The 20,107-nt window shown below is 59.6% G+C and carries 17 protein-coding genes; 6 read left to right on the top strand and 11 right to left on the bottom strand.

Annotated elements, in window-relative coordinates; all coding sequences use genetic code 11:
* Nucleotides 1-3: 3 nt before the first annotated feature.
* The 5 genes from EOA33_RS01775 to EOA33_RS01755 form a co-directional block, all read right to left on the bottom strand.
* The gene (locus tag EOA33_RS01775) at nucleotides 4-924 is read right to left on the bottom strand and encodes a carbohydrate ABC transporter permease (protein WP_245482196.1); all 921 of its coding nucleotides are present in this window, start codon (nucleotides 922-924) and stop codon (nucleotides 4-6) included.
* Nucleotides 914-1,810, bottom strand: a complete 897-nt coding sequence (locus EOA33_RS01770; RefSeq protein WP_127404800.1) for a sugar ABC transporter permease — start codon at nucleotides 1,808-1,810, stop codon at nucleotides 914-916. The genes EOA33_RS01775 and EOA33_RS01770 overlap by 11 nt, the downstream gene beginning before the upstream one ends.
* Nucleotides 1,811-1,900: 90 nt before the next feature.
* Nucleotides 1,901-3,154 (bottom strand): ABC transporter substrate-binding protein, encoded by a 1,254-nt coding sequence (locus tag EOA33_RS01765; protein ID WP_190234181.1) that lies wholly within the window; start codon nucleotides 3,152-3,154, stop codon nucleotides 1,901-1,903.
* 63 nt (nucleotides 3,155-3,217) lie between these two features.
* A complete protein-coding gene (gene hisD, locus EOA33_RS01760) occupies nucleotides 3,218-4,528 on the bottom strand; it encodes a histidinol dehydrogenase (RefSeq protein ID WP_127404798.1) in 1,311 nt (436 codons plus the stop codon).
* A 94-nt stretch (nucleotides 4,529-4,622) separates the two neighbouring features.
* Nucleotides 4,623-6,425, bottom strand: coding sequence for a thiamine pyrophosphate-binding protein (locus tag EOA33_RS01755; protein WP_127404797.1), 1,803 nt, complete (start codon nucleotides 6,423-6,425; stop codon nucleotides 4,623-4,625).
* Nucleotides 6,426-6,796: 371 nt separating this feature from the next.
* Here EOA33_RS01755 and EOA33_RS01750 point away from each other — a divergent pair, with 371 nt between their 5' ends.
* Complete coding sequence (locus tag EOA33_RS01750) at nucleotides 6,797-7,681, top strand: sugar phosphate isomerase/epimerase family protein (protein WP_127404796.1); 885 nt, start codon at nucleotides 6,797-6,799, stop codon at nucleotides 7,679-7,681.
* 33 nt (nucleotides 7,682-7,714) lie between these two features.
* Here the strand turns inward: EOA33_RS01750 and EOA33_RS01745 are convergent, their stop codons facing one another.
* The gene (locus EOA33_RS01745; protein ID WP_127404795.1) at nucleotides 7,715-8,470 is read right to left on the bottom strand and encodes a DeoR/GlpR family DNA-binding transcription regulator; all 756 of its coding nucleotides are present in this window, start codon (nucleotides 8,468-8,470) and stop codon (nucleotides 7,715-7,717) included.
* Nucleotides 8,471-8,865: 395 nt separating this feature from the next.
* Here EOA33_RS01745 and EOA33_RS01740 point away from each other — a divergent pair, with 395 nt between their 5' ends.
* The 4 genes from EOA33_RS01740 (at nucleotide 8,866) to hisN (ending at nucleotide 13,864) form a co-directional block, all read left to right on the top strand.
* Entirely contained in the window at nucleotides 8,866-10,143 is a 1,278-nt protein-coding gene (locus EOA33_RS01740; RefSeq protein WP_348628207.1) for a Gfo/Idh/MocA family oxidoreductase, read from the top strand.
* A 100-nt stretch (nucleotides 10,144-10,243) separates the two neighbouring features.
* A complete protein-coding gene (locus tag EOA33_RS01735; RefSeq protein WP_127404793.1) occupies nucleotides 10,244-11,269 on the top strand; it encodes a glycoside hydrolase family 3 N-terminal domain-containing protein in 1,026 nt (341 codons plus the stop codon).
* A 119-nt stretch (nucleotides 11,270-11,388) separates the two neighbouring features.
* On the top strand, nucleotides 11,389-13,041 hold the full coding sequence (locus tag EOA33_RS01730) for a GMC family oxidoreductase N-terminal domain-containing protein (RefSeq protein ID WP_127404812.1): 1,653 nt from the start codon (nucleotides 11,389-11,391) through the stop codon (nucleotides 13,039-13,041).
* A gap of 31 nt (nucleotides 13,042-13,072) precedes the next feature.
* On the top strand, nucleotides 13,073-13,864 hold the full coding sequence (gene hisN / locus EOA33_RS01725) for a histidinol-phosphatase (RefSeq protein WP_127404811.1): 792 nt from the start codon (nucleotides 13,073-13,075) through the stop codon (nucleotides 13,862-13,864).
* Nucleotides 13,865-14,438: 574 nt separating this feature from the next.
* On the opposite strand, the gene EOA33_RS01720 is transcribed toward hisN, so the two are convergent.
* The gene (locus EOA33_RS01720; protein WP_127227974.1) at nucleotides 14,439-15,260 is read right to left on the bottom strand and encodes a helix-turn-helix transcriptional regulator; all 822 of its coding nucleotides are present in this window, start codon (nucleotides 15,258-15,260) and stop codon (nucleotides 14,439-14,441) included.
* Nucleotides 15,261-15,392: 132 nt separating this feature from the next.
* Here EOA33_RS01720 and EOA33_RS01715 point away from each other — a divergent pair, with 132 nt between their 5' ends.
* Nucleotides 15,393-16,448: a Gfo/Idh/MocA family oxidoreductase gene (locus EOA33_RS01715; protein ID WP_245482194.1), complete on the top strand. Its 1,056-nt coding sequence runs from the start codon at nucleotides 15,393-15,395 to the stop codon at nucleotides 16,446-16,448.
* A 94-nt stretch (nucleotides 16,449-16,542) separates the two neighbouring features.
* On the opposite strand, the gene EOA33_RS01710 is transcribed toward EOA33_RS01715, so the two are convergent.
* From EOA33_RS01710 to EOA33_RS01695, 4 genes are all read right to left on the bottom strand, one after another.
* Nucleotides 16,543-17,391 (bottom strand): IclR family transcriptional regulator, encoded by an 849-nt coding sequence (locus EOA33_RS01710; protein WP_245482193.1) that lies wholly within the window; start codon nucleotides 17,389-17,391, stop codon nucleotides 16,543-16,545.
* Between the two features lie 25 nt (nucleotides 17,392-17,416).
* A complete protein-coding gene (locus EOA33_RS01705) occupies nucleotides 17,417-18,994 on the bottom strand; it encodes an ABC transporter ATP-binding protein (RefSeq protein ID WP_245482192.1) in 1,578 nt (525 codons plus the stop codon).
* A 1-nt stretch (nucleotide 18,995) separates the two neighbouring features.
* The gene (locus EOA33_RS01700; RefSeq protein WP_127404791.1) at nucleotides 18,996-19,826 is read right to left on the bottom strand and encodes an ABC transporter permease; all 831 of its coding nucleotides are present in this window, start codon (nucleotides 19,824-19,826) and stop codon (nucleotides 18,996-18,998) included.
* Between the two features lie 17 nt (nucleotides 19,827-19,843).
* On the bottom strand, nucleotides 19,844-20,107 hold a 264-nt coding region (locus EOA33_RS01695; RefSeq protein WP_127404790.1), incomplete at its 5' end, for an ABC transporter permease subunit.

Here is a 20,107-nt window from a genome sequence, read left to right as displayed (position 1 = left end):
GCATCAGCCTTTCACGGCGCCGGCGGTAAGGCCGCGCACGAAATATCGTCCAGCGACGACGTAGACAAAGAGGGTCGGAAGCGCGGCGATCATGGCGGCAGCCATGTCGACGTTGTATTCCTTGCGACCCATCGAGACGTTGACGATGTTGTTGAGGGCTACGGTGATGGGTGCATTTTCGCCGGCGGTGAATGACGCCCCAAACAGGTAGTCGTTCCAGATCTGGGTGAACTGCCAGATACAGGACACGACGATGATTGGCAGCGCCGCCGGCAGCATGATCGATACGAAGATCCTGATGAACCCCGCACCGTCGATCTTCGCTGCTCTTACGAGTTCATCGGGAATGCTGACGAAATAATTGCGGAAAAACAGCGTGGTGAACGCAATCCCGTAGACTGTATGGACCAGCACGAGCCCCGGAAGAGACCCTGCCAGACCAAGGATCCCCAACGTTTGCGCCATGGGAAGAATCACTGCCTGAAAAGGCAGGAAGCAACCGAACAACAGCAGCCCGAAAATCACGTTGGAGCCAGGAAACCGCCATTTGGTGATGACATAACCGTTGATCGCACCGATGCCGGTCGACATGATCACTGCCGGGATCGTCAACAGCAGCGAGTTGATGAAATAGGGTTTCAGCCCTTTGCAGGCCGTTCCGTTGCAAGCCTCCGACCAGGCGGTGCGCCAGGCGTCGAAGCTGATTTGCTGCGGCAGGCCGATGAAGGAGCCGGCATAGATCTCATCAAGGTGTTTCACCGAAGTGGTGATCATCACCCATAGCGGCATCAGGTAGAACGCAGCCATGAAAAACAGACTGCCGTAGATGACGGCGCGACCGATCCGATGCTGCCGACGGAAGGACGCGGCTTTCGTGGCCAAGGGCGTGGAATTGCTAGCCAAGGACGCGGCATTACTGGCCATCGCGGGACCCCTTCAGCTCTGAATAGAGATACGGAACGATGATCGCGGCGACGGTCATCAGCATCATGATCGCGCTGGCTGCGCCAACGCCCATCTGGTCACGCCGGAAGGTGGCGGAGTACATGAAGGTGGAAGGCATCTCGGTGGCGGAGCCGGGGCCGGTGTTGGTTAGCGCCAGAATGAGATCGAAGCTCTTGATCGCAATGTAGCTGAGCAGAACGATCACGCTCAGGAAGGCCGGGCGCAGCATCGGCACGACGATTGTCCGATAGATCAGCGGCAGGCTTGCACCTTCGATCTGGGCGGCCTTGATGACCGAATTGTCGATGCCGCGCAGTCCGGCCAGGAAGATCGCCATGGCGAAGCCGGTCGATTGCCATACTGCGGCAATCACCACGCAATAGATCGCGAAAGTCGGCTGTGCGATCCAGTCAAACACAAAGCTGGTCCAGCCAAGGTCATTGACCACTTTCTGCACGCCCAGGGCGGGATTGAGAATCCATTTCCAGGCGGTGCCGGTGACGATGAAGGACAGCGCCATCGGGTAAAGAAAAATCGCCCGCAATGTGCCTTCCACCCGGATCTTCTGATCGAGAAGGATTGCCATCAGCAGTCCGAGCCCCGTGGTCAGAGCCAGGAAGAGTGTTGAAAAGACGAAGAGATTGAACACGGCCGTGTGCCAGCGCGGCGTCGACCACAGGCGGACATACTGATTGAGGCCGACGAAATCGTATTTCGGCACGATCATGGAAGATGAGAGCGAGATCCAACCCGTCCAGCAGATGAACAAGTAGACCGCAACCAGGACAACCAAGAGGCTGGGCGCCAGCACCAGCCGTGGCAGCCAATTCTCGATACGGTTCGATAAAGGGATGGATCTGCTCATCGGCTTGCCCTCGGATTGGGTCAATGGAGCTGCTAGCAAGGCGCTGCCGGGACCTCATGGGAGGCATTGCCCCGGCAGCGAACGCACGCCTCAGCGTGCGTTGTTGATCCCGTCGACCAAGGATTTGACCGCGTCTTCCGCACTCATATCGGTGACGAAAAACTTGCCGACGACGTCCTGGAACACGCCCGAGAAGCGCGGCTCGACAGCAAAGCCGTCGGTGAGCGATCCGTAGATTGCGTTGTTCTTGATGGCAGCGACGCGATCCGAAAAGCTACGCTTGGCGCAGTCGTCAAAGTCGTCCATCGGCACATCGAGACGAGCCGGGATCGAGCCTTTGATCAGATTGAACTTCTTCTGAACCTCGGGGTCCATGATCGCTTCCGCAACCGCGTCCTGCCCTTTTTCGATATCGGCATTTTTGATCTTGAAGCCGCCGAATGTATCGAACACGAACTTGTAGTTCGGCGTGGCGGTCGGCGTCGGAAAGCAGAGGAAATCGACGCCCGGCTTCATCCCCTTGGCAAGGAATTCACCCTTCGCCCAATCGCCCATGATCTGCATGCCGGCCTGGCCGTTGGCGACCAGATTGGTCGCAGCCGCCCAGTCACGGCCGGTGAAACCGGCGTCATGCAATCCACGCACCTTGCCCAGAAGTTCAAACGTCTTGATCATCTCAGGGCTGGACAGCGCCGTTTCATCGAGATCGATGGCAGCTTTCTTGTAGAAATCCGGGCCGTTCACGTCGATGAGCATGGACTCGAACAGCTCTTCGATCTGCCAGCTCTCATCGCTCATCGCGATCGGCGTGACACCAATCGCCTTCAGCTTTTCGGCACTGGCAATCAGCTCGTCCCAGCTTGTGGGAATGGCGATCCCGGCCTTGTCGAAGACAGCCTTGTTCGCCCAAACCCAGTTCTGGCGATGCATGTTGATCGGGGTCGAGAAAAAGGTGTCATCCTGCTGCAGGAATTGCAGCATGACCGGCGGGAGGGAGTCTTTCCAGCCGTTCTTGGCGTAGAGGTCATTCAATGAACGAAGCACGCCTTCCTTGGCCCAGCCCAGTCCCTCGAAGCCGAGGAACTGCATGACGGCAGGCGGATTGCCGGCGGCAACGCGGGTGCGAAGTGCCTGCTGGGCATTGGCGCCATTGGCACCGCCAACCGCGCTATCCTGCCACTCGAAGCCCATGGTCTTGAGCTTGTCGGTAATCACTTTCAGGGCACCGACTTCACTCGCCGACGTCCAGACATGCAGGCCTTCGATTTTGGTTTGTGCCATTGCCTGGCCCGCGAAGGGCAGTCCCAGCGCGGCGGCGAGCAGAATTCTTTTGAGTTTGGTCATCGTCATTCCCCTGTTGAGGTTGAAATGCCCGGTCGCATTTCGCTGTTATCGGGCGGGTTGGAGTCAGCTTGGATCAGCCGGCATGGCATAGCCGACGTTCTTTCTGCCGTAGCGGCGGACCCGAATGTTGGCTTGTTCGGCGTGCCCGGCGAACCCTTCCATCAGGCAGAGACGCGAGCCGTACTCTCCGATCAGGGCCGAGGCCTCGTCGGTCAGAATGCGCTGATAGGTGCAGGTCTTGAGGAACTTGCCGACCCAGAGCCCGCCCGTGTAACGCGCGGCCTTGTTGGTCGGTAGCGTATGGTTGGTGCCGATGACCTTGTCGCCAAACGACACATTCGTGCGGGCACCGAGAAACAGCGCGCCATAGTTCTTCATCTTCTCAAGGAAGTAGTCCGGATCACGTGTCATGACCTGGACATGCTCGGAGGCGATGCGATCGGCCTCGGCCACCATCTCGTCGACCGTATCGCACAGGATGATCTCGCCGAAATCCTCCCACGCTTTGGCCGCGACAGCCGCAGTCGGCAGGATTTTGAGCAGCCGCTCGATTTCATCCAGCGTGTCGCGGGCTAGCTTCTCGGAATTGGTGATCAGCAAAGCGGGAGAATTTACGCCATGCTCGGCCTGGCCAAGCAGGTCGGTCGCCACGATCTCGCCGTCCACGCTGTCGTCGGCAATTACAAGGGTCTCGGTCGGGCCGGCGAAAAGGTCGATGCCGACCTTGCCGAACAGCAGCCGTTTGGCTTCTGCGACATAGGCATTGCCGGGGCCGGCCAGGATATCGACGGGAGCGATCGTCTCCGTGCCGTAGGCCATGGCGGCGATCGCCTGGACGCCGCCGAGACAGTAGATCTCGTCGGCACCTGCGAGCGCCTGGGCGGCGACAATCTTCTCGGCGATCTTGCCCTGAAACGGCGGGGCGCAGGTGATGACGCGCTCGCAGCCAGCCACTCGGGCGGTCAAGACGGTCATATGGGCGGATGCAAGCAGCGGATACTTCCCGCCCGGCACGTAGCATCCGACATTCTGGATCGGTACGTTCTTGTGGCCCAGGACAACTCCCGGCAGCGTTTCGATCTCCAGATCTAGAATGGTCTCGCGCTGGGCTTCGGCGAACCTGCGCACCTGGTCCTGCGCGAAATCGAGATCCTCGCGTTCGCGCTTGGTCAACGCGTTGATGCATCCGTCGATCTCGGCCTTGGTCAGGCGATAGTCATCCCTGTCGAACTTGTCGAAGCGAACGGACAATTCGCGCACGGCCTTGTCGCCGCCCTTCTCAATCTGGGCCAGCAAGGCCTGAACCGTCGCGGTGACGGCCGGCTGGCCATCGTCAGCGACATTGCCTTTGGCGGGCTTGAAGGTGCGTATCATGGCAATATCTCTTGCTTTGCGTACGCGCGTGCGCGCCGCACTACCGAACGTGATGGTTGGCGATGTGGGAGGGCGCTCGCCGCCCTCCTGCTTGCTAGAGATGCTGCTCGCGTGCGCGCATCTCGGCGTATCCGGCTTGTTCTTTTTCGTAGTAAGCAGGCGACGGGAAATCCCACCAGCCGGTCGCGAACGGTCCCGCCGCGTCGCGTGAGACAATGACCTCGACAAGAGCCGGGCCGCCGCATTCCAAGGCTGCCTTCAAGCTGCTTTCAAGGTCTTCATCCTTCTCGACTTTCCAGGCCTCGAGCCCGAAGGCGCGGGCGGAAGCCGTGATATCGGCAGAGTAAGGCTGGCCGTTGCCGGAGTGATGGGTAAATTCAGAAGCGATGTGGCGTCCCATGAACTTGCGCTGGCCACCACGGATCGACATGTAGCCGGAGTTGTTCAACACGAGGAACACCACATTGATGCCGTTCATAACGGCAGTGCCCATTTCGGGCAGCGACATCATGAAGTCGCCGTCGCCGACGATCGCCACGACCTGACGATCCGGGCATGCGAGCTTGGCGCCCAACGCTGCCGGGACCGCCCAGCCCATCGGCGAATAGGAGCCGGAAGTCAGATGGGTGCGAGGCTCGTAGACCGGGAAGCTTTGCTTCACCGAACCCTGGGTGTTGCCCGAACCCACAACCACGATACCATTGCGGTCGAGGACCTTGCGCAAAGCGACCAGCGGACGCTGCGATGTGAAGGGCGTTTCGCGGCTGTTTTCGCGCGGCGACACCTGGGCGATCCAGTCGGCCTTCGCCTTCTGGACGTCGGCCAGAAACGTTTCGCGTTTGGCCAGGGCCTTCTTGGCATCCGCCTCCGAGATCAACGCCAGGATTGCCTCCAACGCCACCTTTGCGTCGGAAACGATGCCGACCTCGGTCGGATAGGTTTTGCCGATCTCGCGCGGGTCAAGATCGATGTGGATCAGCTTGCCCGGGGGGATCGAGAACGAGACGCCCTTGGCGTAGGAGGACGCCGACCAATCTGTGAAGCGGCAGCCGACAGAGATCACGACGTCAGCGGATGCGGTGATCTTGTTGCCACATGTCGTGCCGGTCTGGCCGACCGCGCCGATGAAGAGCTCATGATCTTCCGAGATGGCGCCCTTGCCGTTCCAGGTGATCGAAACTGCCGCGCCGAGCCGCTCGGCCAAACGGGTCAATTCGTTTGAAGCGTTGGCTGTGATGGCGCCGCCGCCGGCGACGATGACCGGCCGTTCGGCGTTCAACAGAAGCTTTACCGCCGCCTCGATCGCGCTCGGATCCGGGTAGGTCACACCGATCGGCAGGCGCTTGTCCAGCGGATGAATGCTGACGTCCGCCGCTTCGACCTGCACGTCCATCGGCACCTCGACATGCACGGGGCCTGGACGGCCGGTAAGCATCTCGTTGAAGGCGCGATGCATGATGGTCGGCAGAACCTGCACGGATTGCGCCTGCCAGGCGCGTTTGGTCACCTGCTCGGTGATGCGCGCAAAGGCGTTGTCCTGCTGGCGCTCGATCTCCTGCATGGTGCCATGGCCATGCATGTAGGTCTGCGGCGAGCCCGACACATAGAACAGTGAAGTTGAGTCACAGTAGGCTGTCGCAAGACCAATGATCGTGTTGGTAGCGCCGGGTCCGACCGACGTCGAACATGCCATGGGCTTGCCGCTGGCGCGGAAATAGCCGTCCGCCATGTGGACAGCGCTCTGTTCATGCATGACCTGGATAAAGGGCAGCTGCGAGCCTTCCTCGAGAAAAGCATCGAACAGGGCCCAGATGCCATGTCCAGGTACGCCAGCCACATATTCGACGCCATATTCCTTGAGCGCTCTTGCGACGATCTGCCCACCGGTCAGTTTCATTGTTCGACCCTCTTATCTTTTGGCTGACGAGGCGGTTGCGAGATATGCCCTCGTCCATGCTCTTAGTAAGCAGCTGTGGATCGCCCGCGACAAGTTCGCAGGGTAGGATTATTCGAAGCAATGTGGCGCGCTATCCGAGAAGAGTTGCGACAGTAGAGGTTGTCCATTTCCGGCCGCCGATGGGCGAAATATGCCGAGGCGGGCTCTAGTCAAGCGCAAAGACGCATCCGGTTTCCAGAAGATTTTCGACGCGATGTAGCGCGATAAGTGCTGCAAATCGCGCAAGAATTCGCACTATCGCGCAATTCCGCCTCAACATGGCGTATGGCTTGCTTGCTGGTAGTGTCAACCACTTTGCAAAGGTGGACCTCATGTCGAAGAGCAATCAGATTGTCCTGCATGCACTCGTGGCGCGATATGGCACGCTTGCGCTTGACCTCGATATCGCACATGAGATCGGTTTCGACGGGCTGGAAGCCTCCGGCGCAAAGATTCGGGCTTTCCTGGACGCTGGTTTCAGCCCGCAGGACCTGCGTCACTTAATCGGTGAGACCTTCATTCCCGGCGTTGGATTTCTTCTCGATGTGGAACGCTACGGCGACGCCCGAAGGGACTTGCTGAAGGACGCCGAAGAGTTGACGAATCTTGCCTCGGCGGTCGGATCAAAGGGCATTCAGGTCATTACGGGTCCTATCAGTCTCGAGGCTCTCGATCCCAGCAGCGTTACTCGGCGACCCGATCTCTACCGAGGCGTTGTCGGCCTGCCCATAGAAGAGCAGATCGACATCACGGCGTCTGGATTGGCCGCGGTCGCCGACATCGCCGCCCAGCGCAACCTGGTCATCTACCATGAAGCGCTGTCCTGGACGCCGCTCAACACGCTTGACAGGCAGCTTCGTACGATCAGGAAAGCAGCCCGCGACAACATACGTCTCGTTGTCGACTTCTGGCACTGTTACACCTCAGGCGATGGACCCGAACAAATCTCGCGATTGGACAAGGATTTGATTTACGGCGTACACATCTGCGACTCGCTGCCGTTTGCGGGCGGAGTTCCCAACGAGCCTATTCTCCGCGATGTCGAAACGGGCAAGGGCGTATTGAACCTGGGAGAGTGGGTGTCTGCAGTGAAATCGACCGGCTACGATGGCTGGTGGAGTTGCGAGCTGTTTTGCAACAGGCAGCATCAGATGAACAGCTACGATGTCGCTCGTGATCTCAAAACGCTCATGCAGGATCTTGTTGTAGGTTCTTAGGTCGTCGATCGTCGAGGCTTCGATTAGACCGTCCTATGCGCAGTGGATCATCGTGCCCTGCTCGCTAAACAATTCGAGGGTGTCGGCATTTAGCTGGCCCCCTACGACCAAATGGTCGATCTCTCCAGGTCCCGAAACTTGAAAGGGCGCGACCCTCGACATGCTGTCGACGGTAGCCAAAACCACCCGAGCGGCACTTCGCCGGCACATCACGCGTTTGATTTCAGCGTCGGCAAGATCGAATGCGGTCAATCCGACCGCAGCATGCACCGCGCAATCACTGACAAGGAAGACGTCGGCGTTAAACTGCTCCAATTGCGAAAGGGCGGCAGCTCCAAGACAGCATCTTTTGCCGTGGTCGTACAGGCCGCCCACAAGAACGACGCCGGCTTGACGATGCCCTTCCAGCGCAGCCGCGACATTTGGGGAATTTGTTACAATCGTCAAAGACAGGTGGCGGGGTAAAGCGGCGGCGAAAGCAACGCTGAGGGCTGCGTGGTCCATCATGATCGTCGCGTTCGGTTGAACGAGCTTCGCTGCGGCGGCAGCCAGCCGCGCGAGATCCGTGGTCGAGGTCCTCAACCGCTCAGGCCCGGCTTTGGCCTCCGATGACCTGACCAACGCTCCGCCATAGACCCTGCGGCAAAGTCCGGCTCTGGCAAGATCGCGCAGGTCGCGGCGCACAGTGTCTTCAGAGACACGGAACTCGAGCGCAAGCGCTTTGGCCAGGACCCTGCCATGCTCGGCCAACCTGAAGCGAATGACGGCCTGGCGTTCTTCTGTAAGCATATCCAGAAATCCTTAGGACGAACCTGGGCGACTTTCTGTTCGGGGAATGCAAATCGGATATAGATCCCAAGCGCCCCACGCCGCAATGTTGTCGTGAACCGACCTATGACATGAGCGCGCGCGGCAGGCGACGACGCTTGATGCTGCCGACGAGCCTTGGAATGAACTTCAGGATCGGCAGGACTGATTCTCAGCTCATCGTGTCGGTCGCCGCTGCTGCCTGCAGGAGATGCCTGCGCGTTTGGCGTGTTGTCGAGCCAGCATGATGCCGTTGCGGCGATCGCAAAGGAGCGCTCGGCTCTCATTCGATTGATCGAACTGCGTAACCGATCGCATCACTGTGCGTCACTGATTGGCGACGTGCGAACTTGTCGCTCTTTTCACGGAGTGGAAGGATGCCTTCAATCGTCTCGGTGCAGCCGCTGCCGATTGAACGGATTCGGTGCCGGTCTACCGGTTCTCCCGGTCAGCCCAGAGCCGAGCCGGAACGCGCAAGGGTATCCATGAACCTTCTCACAGACGACATCCCCGGCAGACGTCGCCTTCGCGCGGGCATGGTGGGAGGAGGGCGAGGTTCCTTTTTTGCAAGCCGGCATAGAACTGCCATGCGGCTAACCAATCGGTTCGAATTGGTCGCAGGCTCGTTCTCGTCCGACCGACAAACCAGCATTGAAGCCGGCGAGGCGCTTGGGGTGGCTCGGGACCGCACCTACCTCAGCTTCACTGACATGGCAGCCGCTGAAGCGGCACGAGATGACGGCATCGAAGTCGCGATCATCGTAACGCCCAACCATCTTCATTTCGAGCCATGCAAATCCTTTCTCGAGGCGGGTATCCCTGTCATCTGCGAAAAGCCGCTGGTCCACTCATCGGAGCAGGCGCGCGAGCTCCAACGGATCGCGGCCGCAAACGAGACGTTCTTTGCCGTGACATACACGTACACAGGCTATCCGATGGTTCGAGATGCTCGCGCTCGCGTCCGCGCGGGGGAGATCGGGCAGGTTCGCTTCATGCATGTGGAGTATCTCCTGGAATGGCTGGTTAACGACCCCTCGAAACTGGGCAAAGGCGGGATATGGCGAGGCGACCCCGAAAAGGCGGGACCGACGGGCGCGCTGGGGGACATCGGAACACACGCCTTTAACATCCTCGAATTTGTTTCTGGTCTCCGGTGCACCGCACTCAACGCCAATTTGCTGCAAACCGTCGACTCCTTCGGCCTGGACGACACCGATGTCGTTCAGCTCGAATTCGAGGGCGGCGCCAACGGTGTGTTGTGGTCCTCTTTTGCCGCTCCAGGCCACCGCAACGGCCTGCGTTTCAAGATCGTCGGCTCCAAGGCCACTCTCGAGTGGCGTCAGGAGGCACCGGAGACGCTAACAATGTCCCGGCTCGGCGAAAGCGACCTTACCTATCGTCGAGGCCACGCCGACATCTCCTCGGACGCGAAACTTGCGACCAGTCTGCCGGCGGGGTCTCCTGAAGGCTACCTCGAGGCCCTTGCGGTCCTGTACAGCGACTATGCGACGGCGCTGGAAGCCGGCCGAAACTGGCGAGAAGTGCTCCCCGTGCCGATCCCGGATGTGTACGAAGGGCTGCGGGGCGTTCTGCTGTCCGAGATCAGCGTCAGATCTTCAGCTTCGAAGTCATGGGTTTCGTTCCCCCGCTCCTGAGCAGGCAAGCCGTCAACACTGTGAATGAATGTCCGATGTCGTTTGAGCTATCTCGTTCGGACGAAGCCTTGAGGGCGGAAACAACAAGGAATGCACAACGGTGGATGAGATCGCACGCGACGCTTATGCAGTACTTCTGCCCGCCTTTGAAAGGGCTGATTTTACGGACGCCTCGAGGTCTTTCTTCGATGCCGGCGGCGTCGCTTCGCTGCTCGGCTCGACGCGCGAGGAATACGTTGCGCGTCGCATGTCTAGAGACAGGCAGCAAACGGAGACGCGCGAGCTTCTTTTTGACTATCACAACCGCGCCCAGTCGCTTGCTGGCGACGTGCTGATCGCGATCGACTACGAGCTGGGAGGGGTCCACCGCCTCCACAAGCTTGCCCCCCAGCTTCCTCACCCGCGCGAGGTCCTGGAAATGAAGGAGGCCGAAATAGAGCATTTTGGGGTCGAGGCTGCTCGCGCAGCAAGGGCATGCGGCATCAACTTCTTCCTGGCACCGGTGCTCGACCTAGTGACCGGGAGCAACCCATGGCTGCGTGACCGCACCTTCTCCGCGGACGCCGATCTCGTCAGTCGCGCCACCTCTGCGTTCATTCGCGGAGTACAGAGCCAGGGTGTCGCGGCAACGGCGAAGCACTTTCCCGGTCACCCCCATGTTCCCGAGGATCCCCATGACAGCGCCAGTGCGACGGTCACCGCCGCGCTGGATGATCTCAAACCCAATCTTAGATGCTTCGACGCGGCCATTGCGGCGGGTGTGCGGGCCATAATGACCGGACCAATACCCGTGGATGCGATCGATCCGGGCGAGCCTTCCTCGACCTCAGCGAAGGTTGTGGCGTTGCTTCGCGAGACCCACCGGTTTCAGGGCCTGATCGTTTCGGACGATCTCGATCTGCCCGGGACGTTGCGCGGCCGCACCGTCGCAGAAACCGCGGTGGCGTCGCTGAAAGCTGGCGTCGACCTTCTTTTGTTGGCGTCCGGTCCCCAGGTCGACGAGGTGGCGAGTTACATCATCGCGAGTGTCCAGACTGGCAATCTCCGACGAGAGGTCGTCGCGCGTGCAGCGAGCGCAGTTCGTCGGTTGGCTTCGGACGCGGGACGCTGTCTTCAGGCCGCCTGAACGGTTCGCGACCAGGCACCAACGATTGCAAATGAACGTGTCACGAAGCGAACACAGCGCAGAAGCCGTCCTGGTGACTGGGTTTCGTGGTTACTCACATCTTGGAGACTGGATTTCGCATGCGAAGCGGGGCTGACTTCATAGTCGTTGGCGGGGGATCGTCGGGCTGCGTGTTGGCGTCGCGTCTGAGCGAAGATCCGGATGCCTCGGTGCTGCTGCTTGAGGAAGGGCCTAAGGACAGCAGTCCCTGGATCCATATTCCGGTCACTTTTTACAAGACCAGCAAGGGCAATCTCGTCAAACCTTATCGATGGACTCCCAATGCCGAGCACCTAGGCGATCCCGAGCCAACCATGGTTCAGGCGCGGGTGCTGGGTGGCGGCAGTTCCGTCAACGCCATGGTATATCTAAGGGGCCAGCCGCGCGACTACGACGAATGGCGCGACGCGGGCGCCGAGGGTTGGGGCTGGAATGACGTCCTTCCCTACTACAAGCGGTGCGAATCCAACGACCGCTTCGCCAATGACCTGCATGGCACCGACGGCCCCCTCCCCGTTTCGGACCAGCAGTTTACTCATCCCATGAGCCGCAGATGGGTTCAGGCATGCCAGCAGGCGGGCTTGAGATACAATCCAGATTTCAACTCGGGCGACCAGGAAGGCTGCGGCTTCTACCAGATCAATGCACGCGGCGGCCGCCGCGGGAGCACCGCGGTCAGCTACCTTGGACCTGCTCGCAATCGCCGGAACCTTGTGGTCAAAACCGGCGTTCGCGTGCTGCGGATCATCTTCGCGGGACAGCGCGCCATAGGGGTCGAAGCGCTGGTCAGCGGCAGGCGCACGGTGTTGCACGCTGGTGGCGAGGTGATCCTGACTGCCGGCGCCATTAACACGCCAAGGTTGCTTTTGCTCTCCGGCCTCGGCAATGCCGACAAACTCACGCGGCTTGGCATTCCCCTCACCCAGCATTTGCCAGGAGTGGGACGGAACCTGCAGGATCACATCGAGGTCTCGCTGATCCATGAGGTGAACGGGCCGTTTAGCTACGACAGATACAAGAAGCCGCATTGGCAATTCCTGGCAGGCCTTGAGTACCTTCTCTTCCGAAGGGGCCCCTGCACGACGAACGTCGTCGAGGGCGGCGCCTTCTTTCGATCCTCGCTCAATGACGACCGCCCTGACCTGCAGTGCTGTTTCATGCCGGGCGCCGGCGTCGAAGCGGGCCTTGACACTGTTCCCGGCGGCAACGGAACGACGCTAAACATTTGCCAGACCCGGCCACGCTCAAGCGGCTGGGTCGAATTGAGGAGCGCAGATCCTCTTGAGGCGCCGATCATCCGGCCGAACTATCTGCAGGAGCAATACGATCTCGACGTCATGTGCGAGGGTGTCGAGTTCGGGCGAGAGATCATGTCACAACCAGTCATCGCAAAATACCTTTCGAGGGAATATGCGCCTGGGCCTGTCCGGAGTCGGGCGGAAATCCTAGCCTATGTCAAAAGTCAGGCGCATGCGGCACTCCATCCGATGGGTACTTGCAAGATGGGCAGCGACGATATGGCCGTTCTCGATCCCGAACTGCGCGTTCACGGGATCGATGGGCTGCGTGTCTGCGACAATTCAGCCGGGCCAAATCTTGTTTCCGGCAACACCAACGGCGTCGCCATTATGATCGCGGAGCGGGCAGCCGACTTCATCGCGGCCAGGCACGGCTTTATTTCAGGAAGAATGGCAGATGCGAGGAATAGAATTGGTCCGAGCGCCCGCCCCTAACGCAGCCGCATTGCATAATCGGAAGGAAACAATGTCGAAGCTACCGGATTCAACATTCTTGCACCGTCTCGCTGATCTGGCGGATGCCGAGACTCTGCCGCGCTATCTGGTCGAGCTTGCCGTCGAGACCAAGCCGAAGCCCGGATATAGATTCGATCCGGTGACCGAGGCGGATCGAGAAGCCGAGATCGCCTTGCGTGCAGCCATAACGGCAGAGTTTCCAGACCATGCGGTGCTTGGCGAGGAATTCGGCGAAACGGGCGGCGGCAGTGACTGGCGCTGGGTGCTTGATCCCGTCGACGGAACGCGGCCTTTCATCTGCGGCATTCCCGTCTGGGGAACGCTCATCGGTCTGACGGTTCGCGGGCGCGCCGAGATGGGGATGCTTAGCCAGCCCTATATCGGCGAGCGGTTCTGGGCGGATGCGACAGGCGCATGGCGCCAGCGCGCCGGCGAGCCACAGCCACTCACGACGCGGGGCATTGACACGCTGTCCGACGCCATTCTTCACACCAACTCGCCCGAACATTTTCACGGCGATCTCAAAGCTGGCTTCGAGCGGCTGAACAGCACCGTCAAGATGACCCGGTACGGTGGGGAATGTTACGCCTTTGCCATGCTGGCGGCGGGCCGAATCGACTTGGCGGTTGAACCTTCCCTGCAGCCCTACGACATCGTGGCGCTGATCCCGATCATTGAGAAGGCGGGGGGCGTGATCACGCGTCTCGACGGCGGCCGAGCTGAGGAAGGAGGCCCAGTCCTTGCCGCGGCGACTCCGTCGCTGCATCGGTTGGCTCTGAACGAGCTTGTCCTGAACGCCTAGACTGCCGGAAACTCACTGCAAGAACCGACAGCTTTGCCGGCCATTTTCATAGTGGACACAATAGCTCTGATTGCTCATGCAGGTTTTGGGCGGTCCGGCTATCGGCTTGCCATCACCTGCCGGCGCTCTGTTGCGATGACGCAAATACCCGTTGGACATGGAAGTCCGATTCCAGCTGACGTTAGAAGGCGCCCGTCATGCATATTGTCGCTTCACAAACCTTGTCCGTGCGAAGTTGCGCCCCCACAGGCTCAGGGAGTAACTCATGCATATAAAGAACAGCAGCGAATTGGGCTCCAGCCTCCATCGGCGAGTTGAGTCTGAGGGTTTGTTGCTCGTCTGATGTCCTCCCAGGACTTTCGTCACATTGAAAGGCGGGCAACCAGTTGCCCGCCTTCTCTTTGCTGTCACCTGCAGGGTCTGATACGTCTCGGGCACCAATCACACCGTGATCGGCTTGTTGGCAATCCGAGACATGGACAGATCGGCAAAAGCGACTGACCCGGTAGCAAAGTCGGGTTCGCCCAAGGCCGAGCATAGAGCCGACGAGTAATGCAGTTAGTCAGTTAGCATATCACATCTGGATCATGTCCGAACCGTCGCCCAGATATTGCAGCACCTCCCTGGGGATGCCCGGGTCGCTTCGGTCAATCACGGTAAGCTCCTTGAGGTGACTGCGCTGGAGCAGCCCCGGCCCTTTGTAGTGCAAGGCGACCTTCGTCGAATAGGGCTGCCGGAAGGCATTGGCTGCAATGCCGCTGGCGATGCCGAACATGAAGCGCTTCGCGTTTCGCTTGACCTGGGCATAAACGCCGAAGGTGAGCTCATTGCTCTGGATGCCTTCGAAGTCCGCCGTAAACAGCCGGTCCGCAACTGGGAAGCTGAACCCGTAGTACTTGAAGACGTATTCCGTTCTCCCCGGCCTGTCGAAGCTCGGGAACCGCTCGATATAGTAATGCTGGAGAAAATTGTTATTCCGATAAAGGCAGAATGCCGATTTTAGAATGAAGCCTTTATAGATCGACGAAAACTGATACCGGTCATAGACACCCAGGATCTCCGAATCCTGCACGCTTCCGTCGAAGACAATATTCGACAGGAAGTTGACAAACTCCGGCAGATGACGCGCGGTTGACATCGCATGAAAAAAATTGCCGTCAATTAGCGTCCTGAACTCCTCAGGGTTGGAGAAAAGGATCGGCACGCTCAGCCCGAAGAAATTCGCGATCGTGCGCAGATTGGCGCTGGACGGCACATGGGCGCCGGACAGATATTTGTTAAATTGTTGCCGGTTGACGTTTAATTTGCGACAAACGGCGGCGACAGACCCGTGGCGATCGCACAAGGTCCTCAAATTTGCCGCGAGCGCCGCAGTATCCCCTGCGATGTGGTTCATCTTTGATCGCCTCCCCTATGACGCGAACAGACGCTATCTGTACGTCACTTTAATGCAGACTTCAACGAGGTGCGAAGTTGGCTGCAAGAGGCGAATGCGCCCATACTCAGGGCCAGATCAGGAGCGCCTGGCATGGCAACTCACGGCAAGACGGGGTGGTCAGTTATGGGGACCGGAACCATTGCCACGGAGCAGATGGTCGCGGGCATCAGAGCGCAGGGGCACACTCCGTTATGGGTGGTCAGCCGCCGAAAGATGGATGCAGCTCATTTCGCTCAGGATCTCGATATTCCGCAATGGACGACCAACCTGTCGGATGCCCTGGGCGATCCTAACGTCGAGTTCACCTATGTCAGTGCACGTCTGAGGCGACGGGCCCATTACATCACCGCTGCGGCCAAAGCTCGCAAGAACGTCCTTTGCGACGGCCCGATCTCCGAAAACAGCAAAGTAGCCGCTGAGCTTGTGCGTCTGTGCGACAGCGCCGGGATAGTGCTTGCGGTACATCATCCGTTCCGTGCGTCGGCCATCCACCAGACCATGCGCAGACTGATCCTGGATGGTGACATCGGGAAGGTGCAATCGATCCTTCTTACCCGCGAGGGACCGTACAAGCCCGCGGCCAAGCGCAGAAAGGACGATCTCGACAGCGAAGGCGACATCTATCTCGACATGTCAGTCGACGACATTGACCTTGCAAGGTTCCTGACGGGCGGAGAACCGCGTGAAGTTTCGGCCACTTGCACTATTGCCGATGGCAGACCCAACCAGATCTCCTATTCGTTTCAACTGAACGATGGCAGCCTGTTTCATGCATTCGAGAGTTTTGCGATCGCCGACCTGGAAAGCACGGTCGTGGTGGCTGGAGATCGCGGCACGCTGATCGCCCACGGTACGCTGAACGGCAAGGCTTCGGGTACGCTCATGCGTCGGCATGCAGCCAAGAACGAGCTCGTGCCGGTTCGCGACGGGGATTCGCACGTTGCTGCAGTCGAGGACTTTGTCAGCGCCGGGGAGCGAAGGCTGACTTGGCTGGCACGGGGGTCAGATAGCGTAGCTGCCCTTCGCGCCGCGGAGGCTGTGGCTAAGGCCGCCTCGAGGCGCCGCACCGCCACAGTTCAAGGAGGGCAGCAAACGAGGGGCCTCCTGAAGCGAGATCAATCTGTTCAGGAAGCTGCGGGCCAGTGACATGCGCCAGCTTGGGACCGTCGTGTTTCCCAGCGGACGTTCTATCGCGGGAGACGTGCCTGCTTGGCTTCAGAAGGCAATGAGCAAGACCAGATCAGGATTGCCTGGTCTCACGGGATGGCCGTCCCGAATACCCCATTGCGCGGGATATCTGACCCGCGATCTCGGCGATTCGCCCTCCGGTTGAGAGGACATCCTCGTCAGTAACGCGCGCGACTGGTCCGCTGATGCTGATTGCGCCGAGCGGGCGCCCCGATTGATCGAAGACGGGTGCCCCGATGCAGCGCCCTCCAATGGCGGACTCCTCGTTGTCGACCGAATAGCCCCGCTCCCGGATAAGCGGAAATTCCGCACGCAGTTGGTCGACGGTGGTGAGGGTGTTGTACGTGTAACGGGGCAGCCCCGGCTCCTTCAGCAGAACGTCCACTTCATGCGGATCAAGCCATGCGAGAATCGACTTTCCGAGAGAAGTGGCGTGCCATGGGTTGACTACTCCCACTGATGCTCCCTGGCGCAGCGTCTGCATGGCCTCGATACAGTCCACGACGACAACCTCGCGGCGCAGCCAAAGGGCGAAGCTAACGGTCTCGTTGAACTGCTCGTGCAAGGTTTCCAGATAGGGGTGGGCTACCGTTCTGACGTCCCTGCGGTGGAGTGATTTCTGCCCAAGGATATAAAGCCCAATGCCCAGAACATAGCGATTTCCATTCACCTTTTCGATGAGCCCATGCCCAACGAGGCTGGCCACATAACGTGACGTGGTTGGCTGTCCCAGCCCGACCTCTCGTGCGATCATCGACAGCGACATAGGTTGGTCAGACCGCTCAAGAACGCGCAAAACTGCAACCGCCCGATCGACAGCGTCGAAGCGGGCACTTTTTTCCTCATCGGTGAACAGGGCGTTTGGCAAGATCGTTCCAGCGAATCCCGTAGCAATCGTCACTTGGTGCTCCAAGTCGAGCCGGCCGTCAATTAAGTCGCGGTGCGGCGTCCAGCAACATTCCTGTGTAAGAGTGCTTCGGCGAACGCAGGACGTCATTCGTTCGTCCCGCCTCAACGATGCTTCCGTCCTTCATGATTATGATGGATTCTGCAATTTCGGAGACCAGCGGCAGGTTGTGCGTTATGAACAGCATCGCCAGGCCGTCCCTCTTCAAATCGAGCAGAAGCTCGACCACGGCCGCTTGCACTGACACGTCGAGAGCCGAAGTGATTTCGTCACACACCAGAAGCTTCGGTTTGACCGCGAGCGCGCGGGCCACGGCTACGCGTTGACGCTCACCTCCGGATAAATCTGCCGGGTAAAGATCGGCAACTCGTTGCGGTAACCGGACGCGGTCGAGAAGCGACCGGACTTCGGCGCCGACCCGTGCTCTATCAGCCAGTCCCGTTAGGCGAACGGCACGAGCGATGCTCTGGGCGATAGATTCCTTCGGGTTGAGAGAGCGATCGGGATTTTGGAACACGATCTGCATGGCGCTGAGATCTGCCTTGGAGCGGCTTGAGACGGCGAATGGCATCGAATGGCCCTCGAACAACAAGCTGCCCGAGGCGTTGCTATGCAAACCTGTCACGCATCGGCCTGTTGTGGTTTTGCCGCTGCCGCTCCCACCGACCAGACCCACGCATTCGCCTTTGCCAACCGAGAATGAAACGCCGTGGACGACCTCGACATGACCATGAGCCGCGCGCAGGTTCTTCACCTCGAGGATGTTCTGGAATTCAATTGCACCCTCGGCCTCGGGCGCCGCCGCTGGACCATCGGTTACCAGTCGTGGAATGGCGTCGAGCAGCATGCGCGTGTAATCGGCGCTCGGTTCGACGAAAACCTGCTTGCGGCTCCCCTGCTCGACGATCCTGCCAGAAAGCATGACGGCTACCCTGTCGGCCACGACGTTCACGACGGCAAGGTCATGGGTGACGTAGACCACGCTGGCGCTGCTGGACTTGACCAGCCTCGCTATCAGCTCAAGGATCGTCTGCTGGGTGGATACGTCAAGGCCGGTGGTCGGCTCATCCATCACGATGACCTGCGGAGACGTGGCGAAGGCCATGGCAATTGCGATGCGTTGCAGTTGACCGCCACTCAGTTCGAAGGGATAGCGTCTCGAAAACTTTTCATCGTCTGGTAGATTGACGCTCCGCAACGCGTCACGCATCAGTTGCTTCATGCCGGTGCCCGAATGGCCGTGCGCCGCAAGAAGCTCGGCCATTTGCTTGCCGACTGACATACGGGGGCTGAAGCTCGTCGTCGGATTTTGCGGAACCAGCGATACTTTGCCGCCCTGGAAGGCACGTTTCCTCCGGCTCGAGAGCGAGAGGATGTCTGTGCCGCCAATTAAAATCTTGCCGGACGAAATACGCATTCCGGGCCGCGCAAAGCCTAGCAAACTCAAGGCGACCGACGTCTTTCCAGATCCCGATTCACCAATGATGGCCAGGACTTCACCCCGCTTCACGTGAAGGGAGACGTCGCTAACGATTTCGCGGCCGTTCAGATCATGCATGAAAAGCGATTGCACAACGAGCGGGATTGCTTCGGTCATTTCAGATCTCTTTCGACCGACCGACCGAGCGCGCAAAGCTGTCGGCAAGCACGTTGACGGCAACGGAGAAGGCAGCAATTGCCAGAGCTGGCGCGAGTGCGATCCATGGCGAGATCGTGATGCCAATGCGGTTTTCGCTGATCATCAGACCCCAGTCGGCCGCCGGCGGTGGCAGGCCCAGGCCCAGATAGCTTAGGGAAGCGTAGAGAATAATCGACCCGCAAAGCCGCACCCCGAAGTCGGCCAGGACGGGGGTCAGCACGTTGGGCAGGATATCAAGGAAGCAGATTGCGGCCCAGCTTTCCCCGCGCGCGAAGGCAGCTTCAACGTACTCGTTCTTGGAGATATCCATGGTGATCAGTCGCACGATACGGAAGATGCGGGGCGAATGCAGGATCACGATCCCTATGATGACTGTGGGCAGGCTTGGCCCCGTCGAAGCGAGAAGGACGAGAAGAAAGATTGCCGGCGGCAGCGCATAGATCACATCGGAAATGGCAATCAGAAGAATATCGAGCGAGCCTCGCCGCAGGCCCGAGTAGATGCCAAGCGGCACCGCCACGATATAGGCCGCGACTGTCGCGCAAAGCGCGACGACGAGCACAGTCCTTCCGCCATAGAGGAAGCGACTGAAAGTGTCGCGCCCAAGGAAGTCGGTTCCAAGCCAATGCCCCTGGGTTATGGGCGCGAATGGAGCGCCGACGATTTCATCGAAGGCGTAGGGACTGAAAAATGGTCCGAGCGAAGCAAGAGCAACGATGATGACGACCAGGACCAGAGCGATGCGAGCTGCTGGCTTCGCCAAGGTCAGGCGCAGGACGGAGCGGCGCATACGGTCAATCCCTTCGACTAGGTCGTACCGCGCGCCACGCGCAGCCTTGGATTAAGAAGAAGGATCAGCGCTTCGGACACCAGGTTGATCAGCACATAGGTGGCGGTGATGATCAGCGTGATGGCGAGCACTGTCGGCATGTCACGGTTGATGACAGCTTCCGAGAGCGCGCTGCCGATGCCAGGCAGCTGAAAGACGGACTCGGTGACCACCACTCCACCAGCCAACCAGGCTGCGTTCAACGCGATCGTCTGGATGGTCGGTGTGATGGTGTTGGGAAG

It is taken from the genome of Mesorhizobium sp. M4A.F.Ca.ET.050.02.1.1, assembly GCF_003997725.1.
GTDB lineage: Bacteria > Pseudomonadota > Alphaproteobacteria > Rhizobiales > Rhizobiaceae > Mesorhizobium.
This window is presented reverse-complemented; position numbering and strand designations above follow the sequence as displayed.